The sequence below is a fragment of the Pedobacter sandarakinus genome (genome assembly GCF_026240095.1).
Lineage (GTDB): Bacteria > Bacteroidota > Bacteroidia > Sphingobacteriales > Sphingobacteriaceae > Pedobacter > Pedobacter sandarakinus.
Genome location: NZ_JAPIVG010000004.1, coordinates 18,404 through 40,159, shown reverse-complemented (window position 1 = coordinate 40,159; position 21,756 = coordinate 18,404). Strand labels below are relative to the sequence as shown.

Annotated in this window: 23 protein-coding genes; 12 read left to right on the top strand and 11 right to left on the bottom strand. The window is 37.6% G+C overall.

Going from position 1 to position 21,756, the window contains the following annotated elements; all coding sequences use genetic code 11:
- Positions 1-345 precede the first annotated feature (345 nt).
- The 4 genes from OQ268_RS11495 to OQ268_RS11480 all read left to right on the top strand — a co-directional run bounded on the left by OQ268_RS11495 (position 346) and on the right by OQ268_RS11480 (position 4,702).
- Positions 346-915 (top strand): UbiX family flavin prenyltransferase, encoded by a 570-nt coding sequence (locus OQ268_RS11495; RefSeq protein WP_265856288.1) that lies wholly within the window; start codon positions 346-348, stop codon positions 913-915.
- Positions 916-1,005: 90 nt separating this feature from the next.
- A complete protein-coding gene (gene mtaB / locus OQ268_RS11490) occupies positions 1,006-2,328 on the top strand; it encodes a tRNA (N(6)-L-threonylcarbamoyladenosine(37)-C(2))-methylthiotransferase MtaB (protein ID WP_265856287.1) in 1,323 nt (440 codons plus the stop codon).
- 378 nt (positions 2,329-2,706) lie between these two features.
- Positions 2,707-3,858, top strand: coding sequence for a prolipoprotein diacylglyceryl transferase (locus OQ268_RS11485; protein ID WP_265856286.1), 1,152 nt, complete (start codon positions 2,707-2,709; stop codon positions 3,856-3,858).
- A 55-nt stretch (positions 3,859-3,913) separates the two neighbouring features.
- Complete coding sequence (locus tag OQ268_RS11480; RefSeq protein ID WP_265856285.1) at positions 3,914-4,702, top strand: inositol monophosphatase family protein; 789 nt, start codon at positions 3,914-3,916, stop codon at positions 4,700-4,702.
- 107 nt (positions 4,703-4,809) lie between these two features.
- Here the strand turns inward: OQ268_RS11480 and OQ268_RS11475 are convergent, their stop codons facing one another.
- The 5 genes from OQ268_RS11475 to OQ268_RS11455 all read right to left on the bottom strand — a co-directional run bounded on the left by OQ268_RS11475 (position 4,810) and on the right by OQ268_RS11455 (position 7,814).
- Complete coding sequence (locus tag OQ268_RS11475) at positions 4,810-5,361, bottom strand: NifU family protein (RefSeq protein WP_265856284.1); 552 nt, start codon at positions 5,359-5,361, stop codon at positions 4,810-4,812.
- A gap of 84 nt (positions 5,362-5,445) precedes the next feature.
- Positions 5,446-6,792, bottom strand: a complete 1,347-nt coding sequence (gene purB / locus OQ268_RS11470) for an adenylosuccinate lyase (RefSeq protein WP_265856283.1) — start codon at positions 6,790-6,792, stop codon at positions 5,446-5,448.
- 124 nt (positions 6,793-6,916) lie between these two features.
- The gene (locus OQ268_RS11465) at positions 6,917-7,117 is read right to left on the bottom strand and encodes a hypothetical protein (RefSeq protein WP_265856282.1); all 201 of its coding nucleotides are present in this window, start codon (positions 7,115-7,117) and stop codon (positions 6,917-6,919) included.
- Between the two features lie 118 nt (positions 7,118-7,235).
- Positions 7,236-7,454 carry a hypothetical protein gene (locus OQ268_RS11460; protein WP_265856281.1) on the bottom strand — a complete coding sequence of 73 codons (219 nt, stop codon included), beginning with the start codon at positions 7,452-7,454 and terminating at the stop codon, positions 7,236-7,238.
- A 138-nt stretch (positions 7,455-7,592) separates the two neighbouring features.
- Positions 7,593-7,814 carry a hypothetical protein gene (locus OQ268_RS11455; RefSeq protein WP_265856280.1) on the bottom strand — a complete coding sequence of 74 codons (222 nt, stop codon included), beginning with the start codon at positions 7,812-7,814 and terminating at the stop codon, positions 7,593-7,595.
- A 202-nt stretch (positions 7,815-8,016) separates the two neighbouring features.
- On the opposite strand from OQ268_RS11455, the gene OQ268_RS11450 reads away from it, so the two are divergent.
- From OQ268_RS11450 to OQ268_RS11435, 4 genes are all read left to right on the top strand, one after another.
- A complete protein-coding gene (locus tag OQ268_RS11450) occupies positions 8,017-8,583 on the top strand; it encodes an RNA polymerase sigma factor (RefSeq protein ID WP_265856279.1) in 567 nt (188 codons plus the stop codon).
- A gap of 8 nt (positions 8,584-8,591) precedes the next feature.
- Complete coding sequence (locus tag OQ268_RS11445) at positions 8,592-9,689, top strand: S1C family serine protease (RefSeq protein WP_265856278.1); 1,098 nt, start codon at positions 8,592-8,594, stop codon at positions 9,687-9,689.
- Positions 9,690-9,847: 158 nt separating this feature from the next.
- Complete coding sequence (locus OQ268_RS11440) at positions 9,848-10,483, top strand: peroxiredoxin (RefSeq protein ID WP_265856277.1); 636 nt, start codon at positions 9,848-9,850, stop codon at positions 10,481-10,483.
- 203 nt (positions 10,484-10,686) lie between these two features.
- Positions 10,687-10,884, top strand: a complete 198-nt coding sequence (locus tag OQ268_RS11435; RefSeq protein WP_265856276.1) for a cold-shock protein — start codon at positions 10,687-10,689, stop codon at positions 10,882-10,884.
- A 58-nt stretch (positions 10,885-10,942) separates the two neighbouring features.
- On the opposite strand, the gene OQ268_RS11430 is transcribed toward OQ268_RS11435, so the two are convergent.
- The 4 genes from OQ268_RS11430 to OQ268_RS11415 are packed head-to-tail and all read right to left on the bottom strand — an operon-like array spanning position 10,943 to position 14,572.
- Positions 10,943-12,124, bottom strand: coding sequence for a class I SAM-dependent methyltransferase (locus tag OQ268_RS11430; protein ID WP_265856275.1), 1,182 nt, complete (start codon positions 12,122-12,124; stop codon positions 10,943-10,945).
- Between the two features lie 10 nt (positions 12,125-12,134).
- On the bottom strand, positions 12,135-13,400 hold the full coding sequence (locus OQ268_RS11425) for an aspartate kinase (protein ID WP_265856274.1): 1,266 nt from the start codon (positions 13,398-13,400) through the stop codon (positions 12,135-12,137).
- Position 13,401: 1 nt separating this feature from the next.
- Positions 13,402-13,869 (bottom strand): GNAT family N-acetyltransferase, encoded by a 468-nt coding sequence (locus tag OQ268_RS11420; RefSeq protein WP_265856273.1) that lies wholly within the window; start codon positions 13,867-13,869, stop codon positions 13,402-13,404.
- A 4-nt stretch (positions 13,870-13,873) separates the two neighbouring features.
- Positions 13,874-14,572, bottom strand: a complete 699-nt coding sequence (locus OQ268_RS11415; protein WP_265856272.1) for a YggS family pyridoxal phosphate-dependent enzyme — start codon at positions 14,570-14,572, stop codon at positions 13,874-13,876.
- Positions 14,573-14,642: 70 nt separating this feature from the next.
- On the opposite strand from OQ268_RS11415, the gene OQ268_RS11410 reads away from it, so the two are divergent.
- The 4 genes from OQ268_RS11410 (at position 14,643) to OQ268_RS11395 (ending at position 19,472) form a co-directional block, all read left to right on the top strand.
- The gene (locus OQ268_RS11410) at positions 14,643-15,200 is read left to right on the top strand and encodes a DUF4296 domain-containing protein (protein WP_265856271.1); all 558 of its coding nucleotides are present in this window, start codon (positions 14,643-14,645) and stop codon (positions 15,198-15,200) included.
- Between the two features lies 1 nt (position 15,201).
- Positions 15,202-17,580, top strand: a complete 2,379-nt coding sequence (locus OQ268_RS11405) for an endonuclease MutS2 (RefSeq protein WP_265856270.1) — start codon at positions 15,202-15,204, stop codon at positions 17,578-17,580.
- A gap of 473 nt (positions 17,581-18,053) precedes the next feature.
- Positions 18,054-18,752, top strand: a complete 699-nt coding sequence (locus tag OQ268_RS11400; protein ID WP_265856268.1) for a CoA transferase subunit A — start codon at positions 18,054-18,056, stop codon at positions 18,750-18,752.
- 57 nt (positions 18,753-18,809) lie between these two features.
- Positions 18,810-19,472 (top strand): 3-oxoacid CoA-transferase subunit B, encoded by a 663-nt coding sequence (locus OQ268_RS11395; protein WP_265856267.1) that lies wholly within the window; start codon positions 18,810-18,812, stop codon positions 19,470-19,472.
- A 97-nt stretch (positions 19,473-19,569) separates the two neighbouring features.
- On the opposite strand, the gene OQ268_RS11390 is transcribed toward OQ268_RS11395, so the two are convergent.
- On the bottom strand, positions 19,570-20,214 hold the full coding sequence (locus OQ268_RS11390) for a uridine kinase family protein (protein WP_265856870.1): 645 nt from the start codon (positions 20,212-20,214) through the stop codon (positions 19,570-19,572).
- A 2-nt stretch (positions 20,215-20,216) separates the two neighbouring features.
- A complete protein-coding gene (locus OQ268_RS11385; RefSeq protein WP_265856265.1) occupies positions 20,217-21,752 on the bottom strand; it encodes a muramidase family protein in 1,536 nt (511 codons plus the stop codon).
- Between the last annotated feature and the right edge of the window lie 4 nt (positions 21,753-21,756).

Sequence of the window (21,756 nt, the reverse complement as noted above, 5' to 3'; positions counted from 1 at the left end):
AGAAGCTGAAAAAGCAAGAACTAGCTATTGTGTAGTATTAATCTTACCGAAAATTTCATTTTTTAGTGCAATTGGCATTTCCCTTAGTGTATAGGTGCCCAATTATTGTAACGAAAAAGTGAAACTTGCACAATTTTATCATACTGAAAATCAGCGTGTTGTTGGCGAACATTAAAATTTTATTGCGTTTTATCACTTTTAATAGTTAACGCTTAGCTTTTTTTAAAAAAATATATATATTTGTTCTTACCCTTCCGAGGGTATGTTTTTCATAGGTAGATGTAGGGTCAGAACTTTGTTCTGGCCCTTTTTTATTTATTCAAGATTATAAACCTATTTTTGTAAATGATGAAGAAGAAAGTTGTAGTTGCAGTTACCGGCGCTAGTGGATCTATCTATGCTAAAGTATTATTTGATCAGTTAACCAAATTAAGTGATCAGATCGAGGCTGTAGGCGTAGTAATGAGCGACAACGCAAAAGAGGTTTGGCAATTTGAATTGGGTAATCAAGATTACAGTCAGTTCAGTAATTTCACTTTCTACTCCAAAAACAATTTTAACGCCCCATTTGCATCGGGATCTGCGAAATACGATACCATGATTATCGTTCCATGCTCAATGGGTACGCTAGGACGAATTGCCCATGGAATTTCCAACGACCTCATCTCCAGGGCTGCAGACGTAGTTTTAAAAGAACGACGAAAACTTATTGCGGTAGTTAGAGACACACCTTTTAGTCTTATCCATATCAATAACATGAAAATCGTTACCGAAGCTGGTGGAATTATTTGTCCGGCAAGCCCATCATTTTATAGCCTGCCTAAAACCTTTGAAGATTTAGCCGGAACAGTGATAAGCCGGGTCTTAGATTTGGCTGGTTTCGAGCAGGAGAGTTACCGCTGGCAAGAAAAATAGCAGCTAAAAATTGTTAACGCACTGTAATAAGTGCACCTACAGGCTTAGCGCCCAATAACTACCAACAAAATTCCTATCTTTGCAGGCTAAATGAAAAAGGTCGCATTTTATACGTTAGGTTGCAAGTTAAACTTCTCAGAAACCTCTACCATAGGTCGTTTGTTTACCGATGCAGGTTATGCTGTGGTAGAATTTCAAGATCAGGCAGATGTTTATGTTATTAATACCTGCTCCGTTACAGACCATGCCGATAAGAAATGCCGCAAGGTAGTAAAGGAGGCTTTGAAATATTCTCCAAATGCATTTGTTACCATTGTAGGCTGCTACGCCCAATTAAAGCCACAAGAAATTGCCAATATAGAAGGTGTAGATATGGTATTGGGTGCAGCCGAGAAATTTAGAATCGTAGAATTTATTACCGATTTAACCAAGCAACCTAAAGCGGTTATCCACCAACAAAGTATCGAAAAAGTAAACCATAATTTTATCGCATCATATTCCATTGGCGATAGAACGAGAACTTTTTTAAAAGTGCAAGATGGTTGCGACTATCCGTGTACTTATTGCACCATTCCACTGGCTCGTGGTGCAAGCCGTAGCGATACCATAGAAAGCGTGGTGAATCGGGCGAAAATGATTGCAGAAAGCGGCGTTAAAGAAATCGTGCTTACTGGTGTAAACCTTGGCGATTTCGGGATCCGAAATGGCGAACGCCAAGATAAGTTTTTCGATCTGGTGCAAGCCTTAGATGAAGTAGAAGGTATAGAAAGAATCAGAATCTCATCTATAGAACCCAACCTGCTTAGCAATGAAATTATAGCCTTTGTAGCAACGTCAAAAAGGTTTGTACCGCATTTCCATATTCCCCTGCAATCGGGTTCTGATAAGATTTTAGGACTTATGCGTCGTCGCTACCGCCGCGATTTGTACGTAGAACGTGTGGCTAAAATTAAAGCCGTAATGCCGCACTGCTGCATTGGTGTAGATGTAATAGTAGGTTTCCCCGGCGAAACCAAAGACGATTTCCTAGAAACCTACCAGTTTCTTAATGATTTAGATATCTCGTATTTGCATGTTTTTACCTACTCTGAACGCGAGCTTACAGCAGCAGCCGAAATGGCCGGCGTGGTAGCTGGTAGCGAGCGTAACGAACGCAGTAAAATGCTTCATATTCTTTCCGATAAAAAACGCAGGGCATTTTACCAATCGCAAATTGGCAGCCAGGCAGAAGTTCTGTTCGAAGCCGACCAAAAAATGGGCTACATGCATGGCTTTACCAAAAACTATGTTAAGGTTCGTGCGAAATACGACCCAGTTATGGTTAATGAGTTAAAGGCTGTTAAGTTGCTCGAAATTACCGCAGAAGGTGAAGTAGAAGTTGCTGAGCTGGAAACTGCCTATACGCATCATTAGAAAAGCAATCTTCGTTACTCTTTTTAATGTTAGTCGGGCTAATCCGCTAAATCTTTTTGTTAAAGTATTCTTAAGGCTGAACATTACGTATACAAAAAGGATATCGCTGCTATCCCGTTTAGTTACTTCTTCTGTGCTCATATTCATGTTTGCAATCCGCATGGTGCCAAGATTTACTACGCCAGCCACCTAAACCTGATCGAAGTGTTAGCCCACAGGCGAGGAACGAGCCGAGGACTATTAAACGGAGAGCAGGGCTACAGCAGCCGAAGCATTACCAAACATTGCTTTTCAAAATAGAAATATTGCATTTTTTGGGTACATCTTTCATGTTTCAGCTTTGCCCTTTCTTTACTATCTTCGCAACAAATAATTTGTATGTTTCCAACCGTTTCGCACTTTCTAGAATATTTGTTTGGCATTAATCTGCCACTGCCCTTTAATACTTTTGGTGTATTTGTTGCCTTGGCATTTATAGCCGGTTATTGGGCATTTACCGAAGAACTTAAACGCAAAGAGGCTTTGGGAATTTTGCATCCAATAACAAAAACCATTGTAATTGGCAAACAGGCTACCGTTTCAGAATTAATTATGAATGGCTTATTTGGCTTTCTGATTGGTTATAAACTGGTTTATGCTTTATCTAACTACAAGCTTTTTGTTAACGATGCGCAATCCGTTTTAATGTCTACACAGGGTAGTTTGTTAGGGGGAATTTTCTTTGCGGGCCTGTTTGCCTATTGGGATTATAAAGAAAAAGACAAGCACAAATTAGATAAACCGAAAGAAACGAAGGTTTTGGTTCATCCTTATCAGTTAATGAGCAATTTAATTGTTTGGGCCGCCATTTGGGGATTTCTAGGAGCAAAATTTTTTGATAACCTGGAATATTGGGACGACTTTGTTAAAAATCCGATTGAGCGTTTACTTTCTTTTAGTGGGTTAACCTTTTACGGCGGTTTAATTTGCGGTGGAGCTGCGGTAATTATCATTGCCAGGCGCAATGGTATAAAGCCACTACATATGTTAGATGTTGGCGGACCAGGCATGATGCTGGCTTATGCAGTAGGTAGAATTGGTTGTCATCTATCTGGCGATGGAGATTGGGGTATTGTTAATCCGGATCCTAAGCCATTTTCGTGGTTGCCAGATTGGTTATGGTCTTACAAGTACCCCAATAATGTGGTAGGAGAGGGCATACCTATACCTGGCTGTACTGGCAAATTTTGTAACGAATTGGCTCAGGGTGTTTACCCCACGCCACTTTATGAGGTTATTGTTTGTTTACTTCTTTTCTTCTTTTTATGGAGTATAAGAGACAAAATTAAAGCACCTGGATTAATGTTCGGTATCTATATGATCTTGAACGGTCTTGAGCGTTTCTGCATCGAATTAATTCGGGTAAATTCTAAATATCATGTTTTCGGCTTACGTTTTACACAAGCAGAAATGATTTCTACATTTTTAGTGTTAGGCGGCGTAGCGTTGAGCATGTATGCGTTAAGGAATAAGAATAAGTTGGCTGAGTAGATTCATAAAAATTCATTTAATTCCAACAACCCAATGTGGTTTTTGTTAAAAAGGTATGAATTACGAATTATTATGCAACAAGGTAATTTCCATTGCCAAACTAACCGGTAATATCATCCGCAAAGAGGCCTTACAATTTGACGCCAATAGAATTGAATATAAGGGTCTGAACGATATGGTTTCTTACGTAGACAAGACTGCAGAACAGAGGCTTGTTCAGAACCTGGAGAAATTACTGCCCGATGCTGGTTTTATTACAGAAGAGAAGACCATTAGCCGCGTAGGTAAAACCTACACTTGGATCATCGATCCTTTAGACGGCACTACTAACTTTATACACGGCATTCCTGCTTACGGTATCAGCATTGCGTTATACGAAGATCATTCGCCAGTTTTAGGGGTAGTTTATGAGCTTAATCGTGGTGAAATGTTCTACAGCTACAAAGGTGGAAATGCTTATTTGAATAAAAAGCCGATTCAGGTTTCTATGAATCCAGATTTAAGTTCGAGCTTATTGGCTACAGGTTTTCCATACTACCAATTTGATAAGCAAGCTCAATATTTAAAATTGCTCGAAGAAATGATGCAAAAAAGCCATGGCGTAAGAAGAATTGGTGCGGCCGCAATCGATTTGGTTTATACAGCTTGTGGCAGGTTCGATGCTTTTTTTGAGTATAACTTGCAACAGTGGGATTTCGCCGCCGGATGCTACATTGTACAGCAAGCAGGAGGAGAGGTGTTCGATTTTTCTGGTGGCGATGATTACTTTAACAAAAGAGAAATTTTAGCTACCAACGGAAAACTTTCGGATGAGATGTTAACAGCGATTAAAAGATATTTCTAGCAAGCAGATAATGGCAAGGCTATCGAATGGTTAAAATACTTAAAGAAAAGGTCCGGGTTTAATAAAACCGGACCTTTTCAACTTATAGAAAATGAAAAATGCGCTTTTTATAGAGCTTCAGAAACTACTTCTGTAACTTCTGGAACCATGCGTTGTAGCAAGTTTTGAATACCAGATTTTAATGTAATGGTCGAAGATGGACAACCACTGCAAGAACCCCTAAGTTCTACCGTAACTACGCCTTCATCAAAAGACTTATAAGTGATGGCACCACCATCTTGCTCTACAGCAGGACGAACATAGTCATGTAAAATTTGCTGAATTTTTATCTCAGTTTCAGACCCTTCAAATGCAGGCGCTTCCTCGGTGGCAGTTTCTTTTATCTTTAATTCAGACTCTACGGCCCCTTTAACAAATTCTTTTAAAATAGCCTCGATATCTGCCCAATCGGTATCATCTGTCTTGGTAACGGTTACAAAATTACTTGCGAAAAAAACACCAGCAACAAAGTTGAATTTAAATAGCTCTTTAGCAAATGGAGATTGCTCTGCACTTTCTTTAGTGGCAAAATCTTCACTTCCATTAATCAGCAGCTTGTTCACCATAAATTTCATGGTTGCCGGATTTGGAGTTTGCTCTGTATATACGTTGATCGTCATGTCTTATCTATTTGAATAAACAAAATTAACAAATACTCATTAATAAAGCCTTTGTTGGCTGTCTGTTTATCGTCAATTTAATTGCTAGAAAATACCGGTGTAGTTGAATGGTGTTATGGTTCGTAATTGTGCCTTTACACTTTCCTCTACCGCAAGGTCTTCTATAAATGCGGCAATGCTTGCTGCATTAATTTTAGTATTCGTACGTGTTAATTCTTTTAATGCTTCGTAAGGGTTAGGAAAGTTTTCTCTCCTTAACACAGTTTGAATGGCTTCAGCAACCACTGCCCAGTTTTCGTCTAGATCGGCGTGTAAGGCAGCTTCGTTAAGCAAAATTTTGTTTAATCCCCTAAGTGTAGCATGAATCGCTATTAATGTGTGGCCGAATGGAACGCCAATATTCCTTAATACAGTAGAATCTGTAAGGTCTCTTTGCAATCGAGAAATAGGAAGCTTAGCGGCAAAGAATTCGAATAGTGCATTAGCAATTCCTGCGTTTCCTTCGGCATTTTCAAAATCTATAGGATTTACCTTATGCGGCATGGCCGATGAACCGATTTCTCCAGCTTTAATTTTCTGTTTAAAATAGTTTTTTGAAATGTAAGTCCAAATATCTCTATCCAGATCGATGATAATATTATTTATTCGCTTAAGCGCATCACATTGCGCCGCAAACTGATCGTAATGTTCTATTTGGGTAGTATGCTGGGCCCTGCTCAACCCCAAATTCTCATTCACAAATCGGTTAGAAAATGATACCCAATCTACCTGCGGGTATGCAATGTGATGGGCATTGAAATTTCCTGTAGCTCCACCAAATTTAGCGCTATTCGGAATGTTTTTCAACTGCGCCAATTGGATACTCAAGCGCTCTGAAAATACCAAAAATTCTTTACCTAATTTAGTTGGCGAGGCTGGCTGACCATGCGTATGGGCCAACATCGGTATATTTTTCCAGTCGTTGGCTAAATCGTTAATTTTTTCAATTAGTGATGATATGGCAGGGTAATAACTTTCCTTTAATGCCAGCTTGATAGAATACGGGATCGCCGTGTTATTAATATCTTGCGATGTTAAACCGAAATGGATAAACTCTTTATAATCTTGAAGAGACAATGTATCAAATTTTGATTTAATGAAATATTCAACCGCTTTAACATCATGATTGGTTACCTTTTCGGTCTCCTTGATCTCCAACGCATCAGCTTCCGAAAAATTTTCGTGAATATGGCGCAACTGTTGGTATAGGTTTTTATCAAAGTTTTCTAAGCCAGGCAAATTTGCATCGCACAAAGCAATGAAATATTCAATTTCTACAAAAACGCGGTATTTTATTAATGCCTCTTCAGAAAAATAGGCAGCTAAACTTTCGGTAGTTTTTCTATATCTGCCATCAACTGGCGAGATAGCTTGTAGTGAAGTTAGATTCATTTTTGCGGATTATAATTTTGCCGCAAATTTACTACAATTGGTGAGATTTAAGGATAATAGCCATTATAAAAGCAAAAAGACTTTAGGTACTCCCTAAAGTCTTTTTGCTATCGATGAGAATAGACTACATTTTTGATGCAGTATCCATTTTAGTAGTATCCATTTTCATGGTGTCCATCATCATTGTATCTTTTGCCATTGTGTCAACCATTGTGGTGTCTGTAGCGGTAGAATCGGCGTCACCAGCTTTTTTATCTGAGCTGCAAGCAACTACTGAAAGAGATAAAGCCAAGGCTAAAAAGCCTAATTTGAATGCATTTTTCATTTTGTTTTTTGTTTTAGGGGGTTAATAATACTCTTAATACCAGAAAATTGAAAAGGTAACCCACAAAAATAAGAAAGCCTCAAAAAAAATTGAGGCCTTGCAAATATTAAGTTTAAAACTAGTGTTTTACTTCAGTAGTTTCTGTAGTAACAGCAACAGTAGTATCTTTTACAGTAGAATCTTTAACCATTGTATCTGTAGCAGTAGTATCTGATACGATAGTAGATGAATCAGTTAACATAGTATCGTTACCTTCTGCTTTTTTCTCTGAGTTACAAGCAACAACTGATAAAGATAAAGCCAAAGCTAAGAAACCTAATTTGAATGCATTTTTCATTTTAAATATTGTTTTAGTGTTTAATTTACCTTTAATACGCAAATTGGTAAAAGGTAACCCACCGAAGTGAAAAAAAATTATTATATAAAAACGGCCTGGAAAATGAATTTCAGGCCGTTTTTTATAAGTTAAGTTAGACTAGTGTTTAACTTCTTCAGTAGTAGTTGTAGTAGCTTTTACAGTAGTATCTTTAACTGTAGAATCTTTAACCATTGTATCAACAGCAGTTGTGTCAGTAACAATTGTAGAAGAATCAGTTAAAGTAGTATCAGCACCTTCAGCTTTTTTTTCTGAGTTACAAGCAACAACTGATAAAGATAAAGCTAAAGCTAAAAAGCCTAATTTGAATGCATTTTTCATGATTTGAAATTTTTTATGTTATTAATTTTCTTGTTAATGCCGCAAAGGTAAAAAGGTAACCCAGAAATTTTAAAAAAAAATAAAATATTTTTTGATGCCCGGGGTTACCCTTACCTTGCAAGCTGTATTAACTTATTATAGCTTGCATAAATATTTTTTTGTCTAATATTGGGTTACTATTTATCGAAAAACGTATTAACTAGTGAATAACAGTTTAAAGAGTTCAGTTCCAACAGATAGGGAGGTTATTTTAGGTATTCTAAATAACTCAGAGGATACGCTTAATAAGTTATATAAGGCTTACTTTGCAATGGTTTTGCAATTTATACTAAATAATAATGGCGATGAAGATGATGCAAAAGACGTTTATCAGGAAGCGATCATTATTTTATATAACAAAATTAAGAGTGGCAATTTTGAGTTAAGTAGTAAATTGAAAACCTATATATACTCTGTTTGCAGGCGTCTTTGGTTGAAAAAACTTACCCAAAGTAGCAGAAAAACCGGGAACATTACCGATTACGAAGATGTTTTCGCTGTTGAGGAAGATGTGGATCAGCATGAGGAAAAAGACAATCAATTTGTTAAGATGCAATCTGCGCTTGATCATTTGGGCGAACCCTGTAAAACAATTATTCAGGATTTTTATATCCACAATTTATCCATGCAGGATATTTGTGAAAAATTTGGCTACACTAATACTGATAATGCTAAAACACAGAAATATAAGTGCCTGCAGAGATTAAAGAAAATATTTTTTCAACCATAATAATTGAAATGAGAAACGATTTGGAGTTAGATGCAATTATTGAAGATTATCTTTTAGGTAAACTTAATCCGCAAGAAGCTGCGGAACTGGAAGCCTTGCGTAAAAATGATGCCACTGTAGATCATAAAGTTGTATCGCATAAATTCTTTTTAGAAGCTATGGATATTTTTGCTGGTCAGGCAAAGCTTAAAGATCAATTGAATCAAATCCACGCCGAAATTGATGTCGATCACTTAGCCGCATCGTTAAAACCACATCCTTCGCGTGTGGTTCAGCTCTGGAGGAAACATAAATCAGCCATTGCTGTAGCTGCTTCTTTCTTGGTTTTGTCTCTCGTTTCGGTTTATTCTATTCAGCATAATACCAAACAGAAAGAGCAACTTGTTTTGCTTAGTAATCAGGTTAACAAAGCGATTAAAACTCAAAACAGTTTAATTCGCAAAATCAACAATACAAATTCTGTCGCAGGTAAGCCTGCTGTCCAGAATAGTTTCGGTGGAACGGGCTTCGCCATTTCTACAAATGGTTATGTACTAACCAACTTGCATGTGATTAATGGAGCGGATTCGCTGTATGTTCAAAACAGCAAAGGTGAATCTTTTAAAGTCAAATCTGTTTATACGGATCCGCAGAATGACATCGCGATCTTAAAAATTAGTGATAAGAATTTTGTTAATTTATCTGCTATTCCTTATACCATTAAGAAAAACACCAGTAGCATTGGCGAAACAGTTTACACTTTAGGTTATCCAAAAGATGATGCAGTACTTGGCGAAGGTTATGTAAGCTCAAAAAATGGTTTTGTTGGCGATACAACCCAGTATCAGGTATCTATTCCTGTTAATCCCGGAAATAGTGGTGGTCCACTTCTAGATACCAATGGAAATTTAGTAGGAATTATCAGTGGCAAACCCGATCAGACCGAAGGTGCAGCATTTGCAATAAAGTCTAAATATATTTTGGAAGCAATGCGGGCAATTCCACAAGATTCCTTGGGAATAAATAGGTTAACTGCAACAAAGAAAAGTTTACTATCAGGATTGAAACGGCCTAAACAAATAGAGAAATTACAGGATTGTGTATTCATGATCAAAGTTTATAATTAATTTACCCAAACAAATTAATTTTCTTAAAACCTTGTTGACTAATCTCTTCAAGGTTTTTTTATATTTATAATTTGAATGTCTTAAATGCATACAATCCCTATGTATTTACTATAGTATTTATTAGATTTGTTTACATTAACATTTAGATAAATAACAGTATGAGCATAAGACTAGGAGATACCGCACCAAACTTTCAGGCAGAAACCTCGATAGGTAATATAGATTTTTACGATTTTTTAGGCGATAGCTGGGGAGTATTGTTTTCTCACCCTGCAGATTATACGCCTGTTTGTACCACAGAATTGGGTAGGACTGCAGCATTGAAAGGTGAGTTTGAAAAACGTAACGTGAAAGTGCTAGCTTTAAGTGTAGATTCTGCAACCTCTCATCAAGGTTGGATTAGTGATATTAATGAGACCCAGAATACCTCAGTGGAGTTTCCAATTATTGCTGACCCAGAAAAAACTGTAGCAAATTTATACGATATGATTCATCCAAATGCATCAGAAACCCTAACAGTAAGATCTCTTTTCGTAATTAGTCCAGATAAAAAAGTGAAGTTGATGATCACTTATCCGGCATCTACAGGTAGAAATTTTAATGAAGTGTTGCGTGTAATCGATTCTTTACAGCTTACGGCAAATTACAGTGTGGCAACACCAGCAGATTGGAATGATGGAGATGACGTAATTGTTGTTAATAGTATAAAAACTGAGGATATTCCAGCAAAATTCCCTAAAGGACACCAAGTAATTAAACCTTATTTGCGTACAACTCCTCAGCCAAATAAATAATTGCAGAAATAAGGGATGTAAAACGCAACAAATATGTTAGAAGGGCATTTTTTGGTTGCGTTTTATGTTGTAATTATTATATTTGATAGTTTTGTTTCAGTATTAGCGCTAAAATCTGGTTGTTTAAATGAATAAACTTCAATCGGTTGCAAGAAATGATGATCAAAGCATAAAGGTTTAATTTTATACATTTTTTTTATTTTATGGCAACTGGGAAAGTAAAATGGTTTAACACCGAAAAGGGATTTGGATTTATCGTTCAAGAAGACAACAAAGATTTATTTGTACATTTCAAAGATGTTCTGGGCGGAATAGATAGCTTGAAAGAAAACGATACTGTTGAATTTGAAGTTGCCGAAGGAAGAAAGGGTCTTCAAGCCGTGAATGTGAAGAAGATTTAGTTCTTTAAAGTGACTCTAACCCAGAAAAAGCCTCTCGAAAAACGAAAGGCTTTTTGCGTTAATAATGTTGTTTAATTTCAGCTTGGATAATGATGTTATCGTTATGCCACCTAGTGAAGATTAGAAATAATGTGTTACTAGGTTTAATTCTATATTTCTTCACTAAGTCTTCGGCCTTTGCCGGATAGTTTCTAACAATTACGTTGGCATTTAAGTTAGCGTTTTTTTTAAGTTCCGAGGCGGTAATAAACTTTACAATTTTGAAGATCCTTCCCGGAAAACTGATATTAATTATGTCGCTTACAAACAGTTGCGTTTGCTGTTGCAACTTCTTTAAATTATATACTCTTCCAATAAGATTAAAAGCGCCCGATTTTAACAATGCAGTATCTGGCTCGTACAGGTAATTGAAATGAGACAGATCATCTGCAAAATCTGCTGAAATATCTCGTTGCGATAATTTAAACTTAAAAACTTTTTCGGTCTCATTTATCGCTACAGCAAATACGGTTGGATCTTGCTCGCTATTTCGGTCAATAACCCATAACAGTTCTTTACATTCGTTTTTTACACTTACAATATGAATCTCACTAACATTGCTTAGTTCAGCTAACCCTGCTGTGATATCTAGCAGTGGAGCCGTCTTAATCAAAACACGTGTCGCCTTTTGGAGTAAGAATGGCAAATGTTCAACAATATCCGGTGAACAATCTTTTAAGAGAAATACTTTGCCTTTTTTCGCCCGCCGTGCGGGATCTACATAGATGTTATCTACTTGATTAGGTAGATCTGCTATTAATGCCAAGCCATCCTGAGATTCAAATGCTATATTATTTGCTCCTAGTACTGCTGCATTGTGTTCTGCAATTTTTGATAATGCTGGGTTAATCTCACAGTGTTTAACTATTTTCATTCTTTGCGCAAAGAAATAGGCGTCTACACCAAATCCGCCAGTAATATCGACGACCGATGTTCCAATCAACAGTTTTGCCTTGTATTCTGCGGTTAATTCTGATGAGGTTTGTTCGATTGATAAACTTGGGGGATAATAAATTCCTTTAGCGTTAAACCAGGTTGGTAATTTTTTTTCTGCTTTTCTTTTAGATAAAATTTGCCCCGCAATCTCTTGGGCGCTTACCTCAGCAAACTTATTTTTTGCCAGCGCAATCTCGGTAACATCTTTCTCTAAGTTGTTGTCGATAAATTTTTGTATCTCCTCATTCAGAATATTTTCGTTCATTAGTCGATGCTCAAGCTTTATTTTTCATCACCATTTGGCAGGTGTAACGGCTTTTTACCTCTAACAGGATATCTTTATCAACGGTAACCCGATCTATAGTGCTTTGATTGTAATACCTGATAGTAACCAATTCTAATCCTTTATTGTACTTTACTGTAAATTCTGTAGATAGATCGGTAATTAATTTTTCGATTTTTTTACTATGGTCATCTACGCTTACAGAAAAGCTAATGGCGGAATTAAGCATGGTATTAATTTTTATTTTATGCCTGTGAAATAATTCGAATATATTGCTCAGATTTTCCTCAATAATAAACGAGTAATCCTTTGGAAAAATGGAAATTAAAGCCTGGTTAATTTTAAAAATAAAAGAGGGTACAGGCAGTGGGTTATTATCTTTAGTGATGGCCGTTCCTGTACCCTGAGGTTCTATAAAAGAACGCACAAAAAGTGGGATGCCTTTATTCTGTAGTGGTTTAATTGTTTTTGGATGAATAACTGTTGCCCCGTAATAAGTTAGTTCGATAGCATCATGGTAGGAGAGCTGAGGGATTTTTTCGGTTTCATCAAACCATTTTGGATCGGCATTTAGTACTCCAGGAACATCTTTCCAAATGGTTACTGCATCTGCATTTAAGCAAGAAGCGAAAATTGCTGCAGAATAATCGGAACCTTCTCTGCCCAATGTTGTGGTGTAATTTTCAGTGGTTCCGCCTATGAAACCCTGGGTTACAATGATATTATCCTTCAAAAGTGGTGTTAATCCATTTTGAATTTTCTGTTGAGTTTTAGCCCAATCAATCTTTCCTTCACGATAAGTGTTATCAGTCTGAATGTAATTCCTGGCATCTGCCCAAAGGGCTTTAACGCCAATTAGGTTTAGGTAAGCGGTAACAATTTTTGTTGATACAATTTCTCCGATTGATACAATTTGATCGTAAATGTAATCTGGATCATTGTCTGGTTCATCTTCAATCAGCCATTCAATCTCTACGAATGTATTGGCAACATCATTGTAAACTTGACTACCCTTATCCCCAAAAAGTTGTTCAATGATCTCGAAGTGAAAGGCTTTTATTTCTTCAAAAATTTTATGGGTTTCACTGCTTCCTTGCAGGTAACCTTTCGATAGTTCTTCCAGTTGGTTCGTGATCTTGCCCATTGCAGAAATCACCACAAGTAACTCCCCTGTTTTATAACCGCGAATAATGCTGGCCAAGTTTTTTACACCATTAGCATCTCTAACCGAAGCGCCGCCAAACTTAAAAATATCCATATTAAAAAGATTTAACCTGTGCCGTTGATAGCGATACATTTAACCATCCGCTTTCTAAATTTGCATTGTATTTATTATAGAAGTTAATAGCAGGCTCGTTCCAATCTAGAACTTGCCATACCATTCCGTTGTAATTTCCATTTTTGGCCTCTTCAATAACCTTTTCGAAAAGTTGTTTTCCTACGCCCTTTCCTCTAAATTCCTCCGTAACAATAAAATCTTCCAGGTAAAGGCGGCATCCTTTCCATGTAGAGTACCTGGTATAAAAAAGTGCGAAGCCCACTACCAACCCATTTACTTCGGCAACAAATGCTTTCCATACCGCATGAGTTCCGAAACCAGCGTCGATAAAATGAGTCAAATCTACGGTTACTTCTTCGGGTGCACGTTCGTAAACAGCCAATTCGTTAATTAATTCTAATATTCTCAGACAATCATCTTGGCGAGCAGTTCTAATGTTGATATCCATTTAATTAATTATTGGAGATGTTTTTAAAATGTTTGATGATTCTTTTACCAAAAATGTTACTGCCTATTCTAACCATTGTGCTACCTTCTTCTATAGCCAGCTTATAATCGGCACTCATGCCTGTAGAAATTTCTTTAAATGATTCCTCGTTTTTAAAGAAACTTGCTTTTAAGCCATCGAATAAAACTTTCAATTCATTAAATTCTATGGTAATTTGCTTCTCGTTTTTGGTATTTGTTGCGATTGCCATTACACCTACAATTCTTATATTTTTCAATTCTGCATATTCGCTGGATCGGAGCAACTCGATAACCTCATCATGTGCCAAACCAAATTTCGTTTCTTCCTCGGCAATATAAATTTGTAACAGGCAATCTATCACCCGCTTATTCTTTACTGCTTGTTTATTAATTTCTTGAAGAAGCTTTAAACTATCCACACCATGAATGAGTTTTACAAAAGGTGCGATGTATTTTACTTTGTTACTTTGTAAATGCCCTATCAAATGCCATTCAATATCATCTGGTAGTTGGTTCTGTTTTTCTACCATTTCCTGCACCATATTTTCGCCGAAAACACGTTGCCCTGCATGATAGGCTTCCAAAATGGCATCAACACTTTGAGTTTTAGAAACTGCTATAAGCTTAACTCCGTCTGTTTCTACCTCTTTTTTATATTGCTTAAGATTATCAGCTATGCTCATTTATAACTATTTTTGGGTAAAATTAACAACCTTGCCGCAATTTGGGCAATAAATAATATTTTAATTGAGGATGAAACAAATATTTTGTGGGTTGATTGTTGCACTCTTTTGTGTGGCATGCAAGCCTAAAGCACCTGATGGTATCATTGAGCAGGAAAGAATGGAAAAGATTCTGTTCGATATCCACGTGGTTGATGGATATTTGTCTACCATCTATGCGCAAGATTCTGCCCGGAAAGTTGCATCTAAATACTACAGAGGCATTTACAAGAAGTTCGACACTGATTCTGCTGGTTATACCAATAGCTTAAATTACTATTATCAGAACCCAACAATATTAGCAGAAATTTATGCCTCGATCACCAAGCAGCTGGCCAGTCAGAAAAAGGCAATGTTGAAAGCAGACTCATTAATCATGCAACGGAAGTTCAATACTGACTCCATCAAGATTATTAAAAAATTTAAGGCCGATTCATCAGCGATTAGAAAGAAAATGAAGCCCGATTCATTATCAAAAGTTAAGGCAGTGGCAGATATTGCCAAAAAGAAAAAAGTAGCCGATTCAATTCTGAAGGTTAAAAAAGCCACATTAATACAAAGCAACCCAGTAGCACTTCCTGTACAATAATATGTTATACCCCGAAAATTGTTTAGAGCGTTTAGGTTTTCTCGAAATTAGGCAGCTTATTTCCAAACATTGTTTAAGTCCAATGGGGCAGACCATGGTACAGAAAATGCAGGTTATGAATCGCTTCGATCAGATAGATAAATTTTTGAGGCAAACCCATGAGTTTAAAAGCATCCTTCAAAATCAAGAGCCATTACAAATAAATACCTTCTTCGATCTAAAATCATTAATTGAAAAAATAAGAGTTGAAGGAACCTATTTGCTTGAAGAAGAGTGGTTTCAGGTTTATACCTCGCTTCAAACTGTTTTCTCTGTTTTGCGTTTTTTCGAAGAACGTGCAGAAGTTTACCCAACGTTAGAAGCACTTTTCGAACATCTTCCCATAGAAAAAAACATCTTACGCAAGATTGAGACGGTTATTGATATTAAAGGGAAAATTAAGCCTAATGCTTCTAAAGAGTTACAAGAAATTACGACTGCAATATCCAAAGCTGAACAAGACGTACGCAAACGGATGGATGCAATTTATAAACAGGCCGTGGCCAATAACTGGGTTGCAGATGGCAGTCTAACTATTCGCGATGGGAGAATGTGTATTCCTGTATTGGCAGAAAATAAGCGTAAATTAAAGGGGTTTGTACATGATGAATCTGCTACTGGCCAAACTGTTTACATTGAACCAGAAGAGGTATTTACGCTAAACAATAAGCTTCGCGATTTGGAATTCGATAAGCGGAGAGAAATCATCAAAATTTTAATTGCATTGACAAACGAGCTACGTCCGTACTCGCCACTGTTGTTATCTTATCATGGGTTTCTTACTAAACTTGATTTTGTTAGAGCAAAAGCGCTATTTGCGATGGATATTGATGCTGAGATGCCTGGATTATTAAAAGACCCAAAGACCAAATTGATTAATGCGAGGCATCCTTTACTTTCTATTTCCTTTGCAGCGGAACACAAAACAGTAACGCCACTTAATATCCACATTGATGCCGAAACGCGGGTGGTGCTGGTTTCGGGTCCAAACGCTGGAGGTAAATCGGTATGTATGAAAACTGTTGGTTTGCTTCAAATTATGCTGCAAACAGGTTTGCTTATTCCTGTTGATGCCAATAGTGAGGTCGGAATTTTTGAAAATATTTTTGCCGATATTGGTGATGACCAATCAATTGAAAGTGATTTAAGTACTTACAGCGCACATCTGAAAAAGATGCGGTATTTCGTGGAGCACGCTTCGCAAAAAACAATGGTCTTAATTGACGAATTCGGTACCGGTACCGATCCACAGTTTGGTGGACCAATGGCTGAAGCGGTTCTAGAGGTGCTTAATAATAAAAAGGTAAGGGGTGTAATTACTACCCATTATTCTAACTTAAAACTTTTTGCCGGCAATACCCCAGGACTGGAAAATGCCTCCATGCTTTTCGATAACAGTAAAATGAAACCGCTCTATATTTTAGAGATGGGGAAACCGGGAAGTTCTTATGCATACGAAATCGCCCAAAATATTGGTCTTCCTAAAGAAGTAATTCAGCTTGCCCGCGAAAAAACGGGTTCAAACCAAAACCGGGTAGATACGATGTTGGTTGATTTGGAAAGAGAAAAGAAAAATGTTTACGATGCGAAGGTAAGCCTGGCAAACCAGCAAAATAAAGCCAAAAATTTAGTGGCCGAGAATGAAAAACTCAAATCATTCTTGGAGGAAAATAAAAAGGCGCTAATAAAGGAAGCCAAGCAAGAAGCGCAAAGTATTATTAAAAATGCTAATAAGCTGGTAGAAAATACCATCGCTGAAATTAAGGAAAAGCAGGCTGATAAAGAAATTACTAAAGAGTTGCGGCAAAACCTACAAAAGGAGCTAGTAAAAAATACGATCCCGAAAGAGAAACCCAAGCCTGTTCAGGTATTATTAGGCGGAGAAATCTCAATTGGTGATTGGGTGAAGTTTAACGAGAGCGATACCACTGGCCTGGTTTTGGAAATTAACCGCAATGAATTGGTGCTTGCCATCGGCGATCTACGATCTACGGTTAAGAAAAACAGGGTACAAAGAATAAGCAATAAAGAAGCCAAGAAGGCCATCCAGAGCGTTGGAAGCTCATTTTCTGGAAGAATGAATGATGCTGTTTCTAATTTCAAAGCCGAGCTCGATCTTCGAGGAAAACGAACAGAAGATGCCTTGTTCGAAGTAGAGAAATATCTCGATAAAGCGATTATGCTTGGTTTCCCTTCTATCAAACTTATTCATGGTAAAGGGGATGGGATCTTAAGAAAAATGATTCGGGAATACCTTCGGAAATATAGTCAAGTAGATAGGATGGAAGACGAACATGCTGACAGAGGTGGAGATGGAATAACTTATGTTTATTTGAATTAATCTCGATGGAGTCATCCGTGGAGAGCAAACATATAAGATCTTTAAATGCGCATAGCCCTACGTATGTGCAGTCTATCAACAGATTTAATCAAAAAAAATTGAGAATACTCCGCAAGATATGCTCTTAAATAGCAAGTTGATCGTCCTATTCGGGAGTAACCACCATCAGGTTTAATAATAAGCGATTACTTCTTCTTGCCCGGGCATTTTTTACATCTTTTACCTTTTTTAAACTTTTCGCAACATTTCTTATGTTCGGCGGTACAGCTAAAAATAAAACCCATCCCTTTCTGGAATTCTGGGTCGGTTGGTAATGTAAATAAGTTATCTTCTCTCTCGTATATCATAGGTACACAAAAGTACCTGTTATTTAGATTAATTCCAATTAATTAACATTCCCAATAGATTTGCGAGGCTGTGTTTATTGTTTAAGATGCAATTTGTAAATTAGCAAACTAACCAAAATTCATAAAATGATAAATAAAGTTGTATCTGGAGCAGACGCGGCTATTAGCGATATTAAAGATGGCGACGTGCTCATGCTTGGTGGTTTTGGCCTTTGCGGCATCCCAGAAAATTGCATCAGCGCACTGGTAAAAAAAAACGTTCATAACCTTACCTGTATTTCCAATAACGCTGGTGTAGATGACTTTGGCATTGGTTTAATGTTGAAGCAACGCCAGGTGAAGAAGATGATTGCCTCATACGTTGGCGAAAATGCAGAGTTCGAGCGGCAGTTACTAAGTGGAGAATTAGAGGTTGACTTAATTCCTCAGGGTACATTGGCAACCAGGTGTTTGGCCGCTGGCTACGGTATGCCAGCCATTTTTACTCCTGCTGGCGTAGGAACGGAGGTTGCAGAAGGAAAAGAAATAAGAAATTTCGATGGTAAAGATTACTTGATGGAATATGCCTTTGATGCAGACTTCGCGATTGTGAAGGCCTGGAAAGGCGATACGGCCGGTAACCTTGTATTTAGGGCGACCAGCAGAAATTTTAACCCCTTAATGGCTATGGCAGGTAAGGTTACCATTGCAGAAGTTGAAGAGTTGGTAGATGCTGGTGAGCTCGACCCAGACCATATACACACACCTGGCATTTATGTGCATCGTATTTTTCAGGGTGATGGTTACGAAAAGCGAATTGAGCAAAGAACTGTTCGCAAAATATAGCCCTGTTACAGATTCAATAAGCTCAGATTATTTTTTTGATCAATTACACCCATACAAATGCCACTAAGTAAAGAAGAAATAGCGCAACGCATCGCAAAAGAGATAAAAGATGGATACTATGTTAACCTTGGGATAGGAATTCCAACCTTGGTAGCCAATTATATCCCGAAAGGTATTAATATTGTTTTGCAATCTGAAAATGGTTTGCTAGGCATGGGCCCTTTTCCTATTGAGGGAAGTGAAGATGCGGATTTAATTAATGCCGGCAAACAAACCATTACAACGCTCCCGGGATCATCTATATTTGATTCTGCTATGAGCTTTGGAATGATTAGGGCACAGAAGGTTGATCTTACTATTTTAGGAGCGATGGAAGTTTCGGAGAATGGTGACATTGCCAACTGGAAAATTCCTGGAAAAATGGTAAAAGGCATGGGCGGAGCGATGGATTTAGTCGCTTCAGCCAAAAATATTATTGTGGCTATGCAGCATGTTAACAAAGCAGGAGAGAGTAAATTGCTTCCCACGTGTACGCTTCCGCTAACTGGGGTAAGATGCATAAAAAAAGTGGTAACCGAACTGGCTGTTATGGATATCTTGCCCGAAGGTGGTTTTAAACTTGTAGAGCGAGCGGCCGGTGTGAGTATCGAATTTATACAACAATCTACCTTAGGAAAATTGGTTGTGGAAGGAGATGTGCCGGAGATGCAGTTAAATTAAATTCAGTTTAGCCACTATAGGTTCGGAAAATCTATATTGTCGTATTTTATTAACCCAAAGCAGACAATATAGATTTTTCTTTGTGAAGAAGATACTGCTATTGTATATTAACCAAAATGCTGTTTCTTAAGTTGTTAGAGATGTCTTCTGTTATCGCAATAATTTCTTCAGGTTCATTCGTATTGTTGAGGATCACTTTGTGGCATTTATCCCGGTAGGGAAGAAGATACTCTTTGTAGGCAGGTACCACATGGTTATGCCATTTGTAGAGCACATCATCTTCAGGATATCCACGTTCCAGGCCATCACGCTTAATGCGCCTGTCGAGTGCAACTTCCTCATCTGCATCTACAAAAATTGCGTGGTCTAACAATTCTGCAATTTCTTTAAAGTGAAGAATAAAAAGGCCCTCCACAATAATAATTGGGGCAGATTTTATCTCCAGAATTTTTACCACTGCCAGTGGATTGTTAAAATTATACTCTTTCTTGTAAACAACCTCACCATTCATTAATTGCTTGATGTCTCTTAGAAACTGCTCGCTATCTATGGTAGATGGAAGATCGAAGTTATATAATTTGTTTTCCTCCTGTGTCATCTCTCCGGCAGGGATATAATAATCATCCTGCGATACCAAGGTTACTTCATCTTGCTTGAAATGATGAAGGAAACAATTTAAAAAGAAGGTTTTGCCTGATCCGCTTCCACCGGCAATACCAATAATGAATGGCTTTTTATTCAAAATCATTGAGCGCTATATGTTAAATTGCAGAAAAAACGTTTATCTAAAGCCCCTAAAGAATCGGCCACCGCTTTAGTCATTACAATAATAACATCTTTAGTTGATTCGTTTTCCGTAAATTTTCCAACAACTTTCGCAAAGGTGGTGCGGTTAGTCATCGGGTTAGTAATTTTAATTACACGTCCAACAGGGGCAGTACGATGTAATACCAGCATCTTAGATCCATCCAGGTCTGCATCTGCAATCCACATGCCTGCTCCTTTCTCTTCAATTTGGCTTAATCCATAAACACTGGGGTCTCTCCGTAGTTTCGGATCTTTCACCATTGTGCTATCCGGCTCGTTTTCCTGCTCTTCTTTAGCCAGGTCTGCAACAGACCTTGGTTGAGGCGGCTTAGGAATAATCAGTTTTTGATCAACTTTGATCGAATTATCTTCAAGTTTATTGGCCGTTCTAATTTGGTAGGCTGTTAAGTTGTATTTTTTGGCGATGGAAAAAATGTTTTCTCCATTTGCAACGGTGTGAATAAAGCTATCTTCTTTAGCTGCTTCCTTTTCGGCAACGGGTGTTTGTTTATTTTGTTCGCCCTGTTTTTCTAACGGAACCTGCACATCTGTTAAAACACCACCCGGAACCTTAATTACTTGCCCAATGGTCAACGCATTATCTGACATCTGGTTTAACTTACGCAGTTGGTATGCGGTAACACCATATTGCTTGGCGATGGTAAATATAGTTTCATTACGTAGCACGGTATGCGTTCCTGCAGCATCAATTTCCGGCGTTTTGTTAGCTTGCGTAGCACTTTCGTCAGCTGTAACAACTTTGTTTTCGCCAATATTTTTCGTGGCGGGAATTTTTAATTTCTGTCCTATATGAAGGTTGTTACCCGTTAAATTATTTGCCTTCTTAACTTCCTCTACTGTTGTACCATATTTCTCGGCTATTTTCCCCAAAAATTCCTTAGGTGCAACGGTGTGTTCAATCATCGTTTCATCGCTTGTAGGAGTAGGGGCGGATGTACTACTTTCTGGTCTAGCGTTAGCTTCAGTTTTTTCCTGTGGCGCTTTTTCTTCAGCTAACTTAGATTCGATTTTAAGCACCTGACCAATACTAAGGTTATTACCCGACAAATTATTGAGTCTTTTTATTTCAGCAATGGTAGTACCATATTTTTCGGCAAGCATGTTAAGATTTTCCTTTGGCTTTACCGTATGTTCGATAATCTCTCCATTTTGAGTACCTGATGGCACATTCGATTTTTGAGTGGCTGAATTTCCGAAAGGAATAGTGGTTGGTACCTTGACAATTACACCGACTTGCAGGTATTTGTTATCATTAAAGGCCATGATATCTTTTGGCGAAACGTTGTACCTTCTTCCAATAGAATAATATGTGTCTTTTGCAACTGTTTGGTGTATAATGAGTTTTTTCCCGTTGTTGTTCTCTACGCCGATCGAGTCTCTTACTGCTGTCGCTTTAGCCCTAGTTGTATTTAATGCAAGTAAGACAACGGCAGATAAATATATTTTGTACATTTAT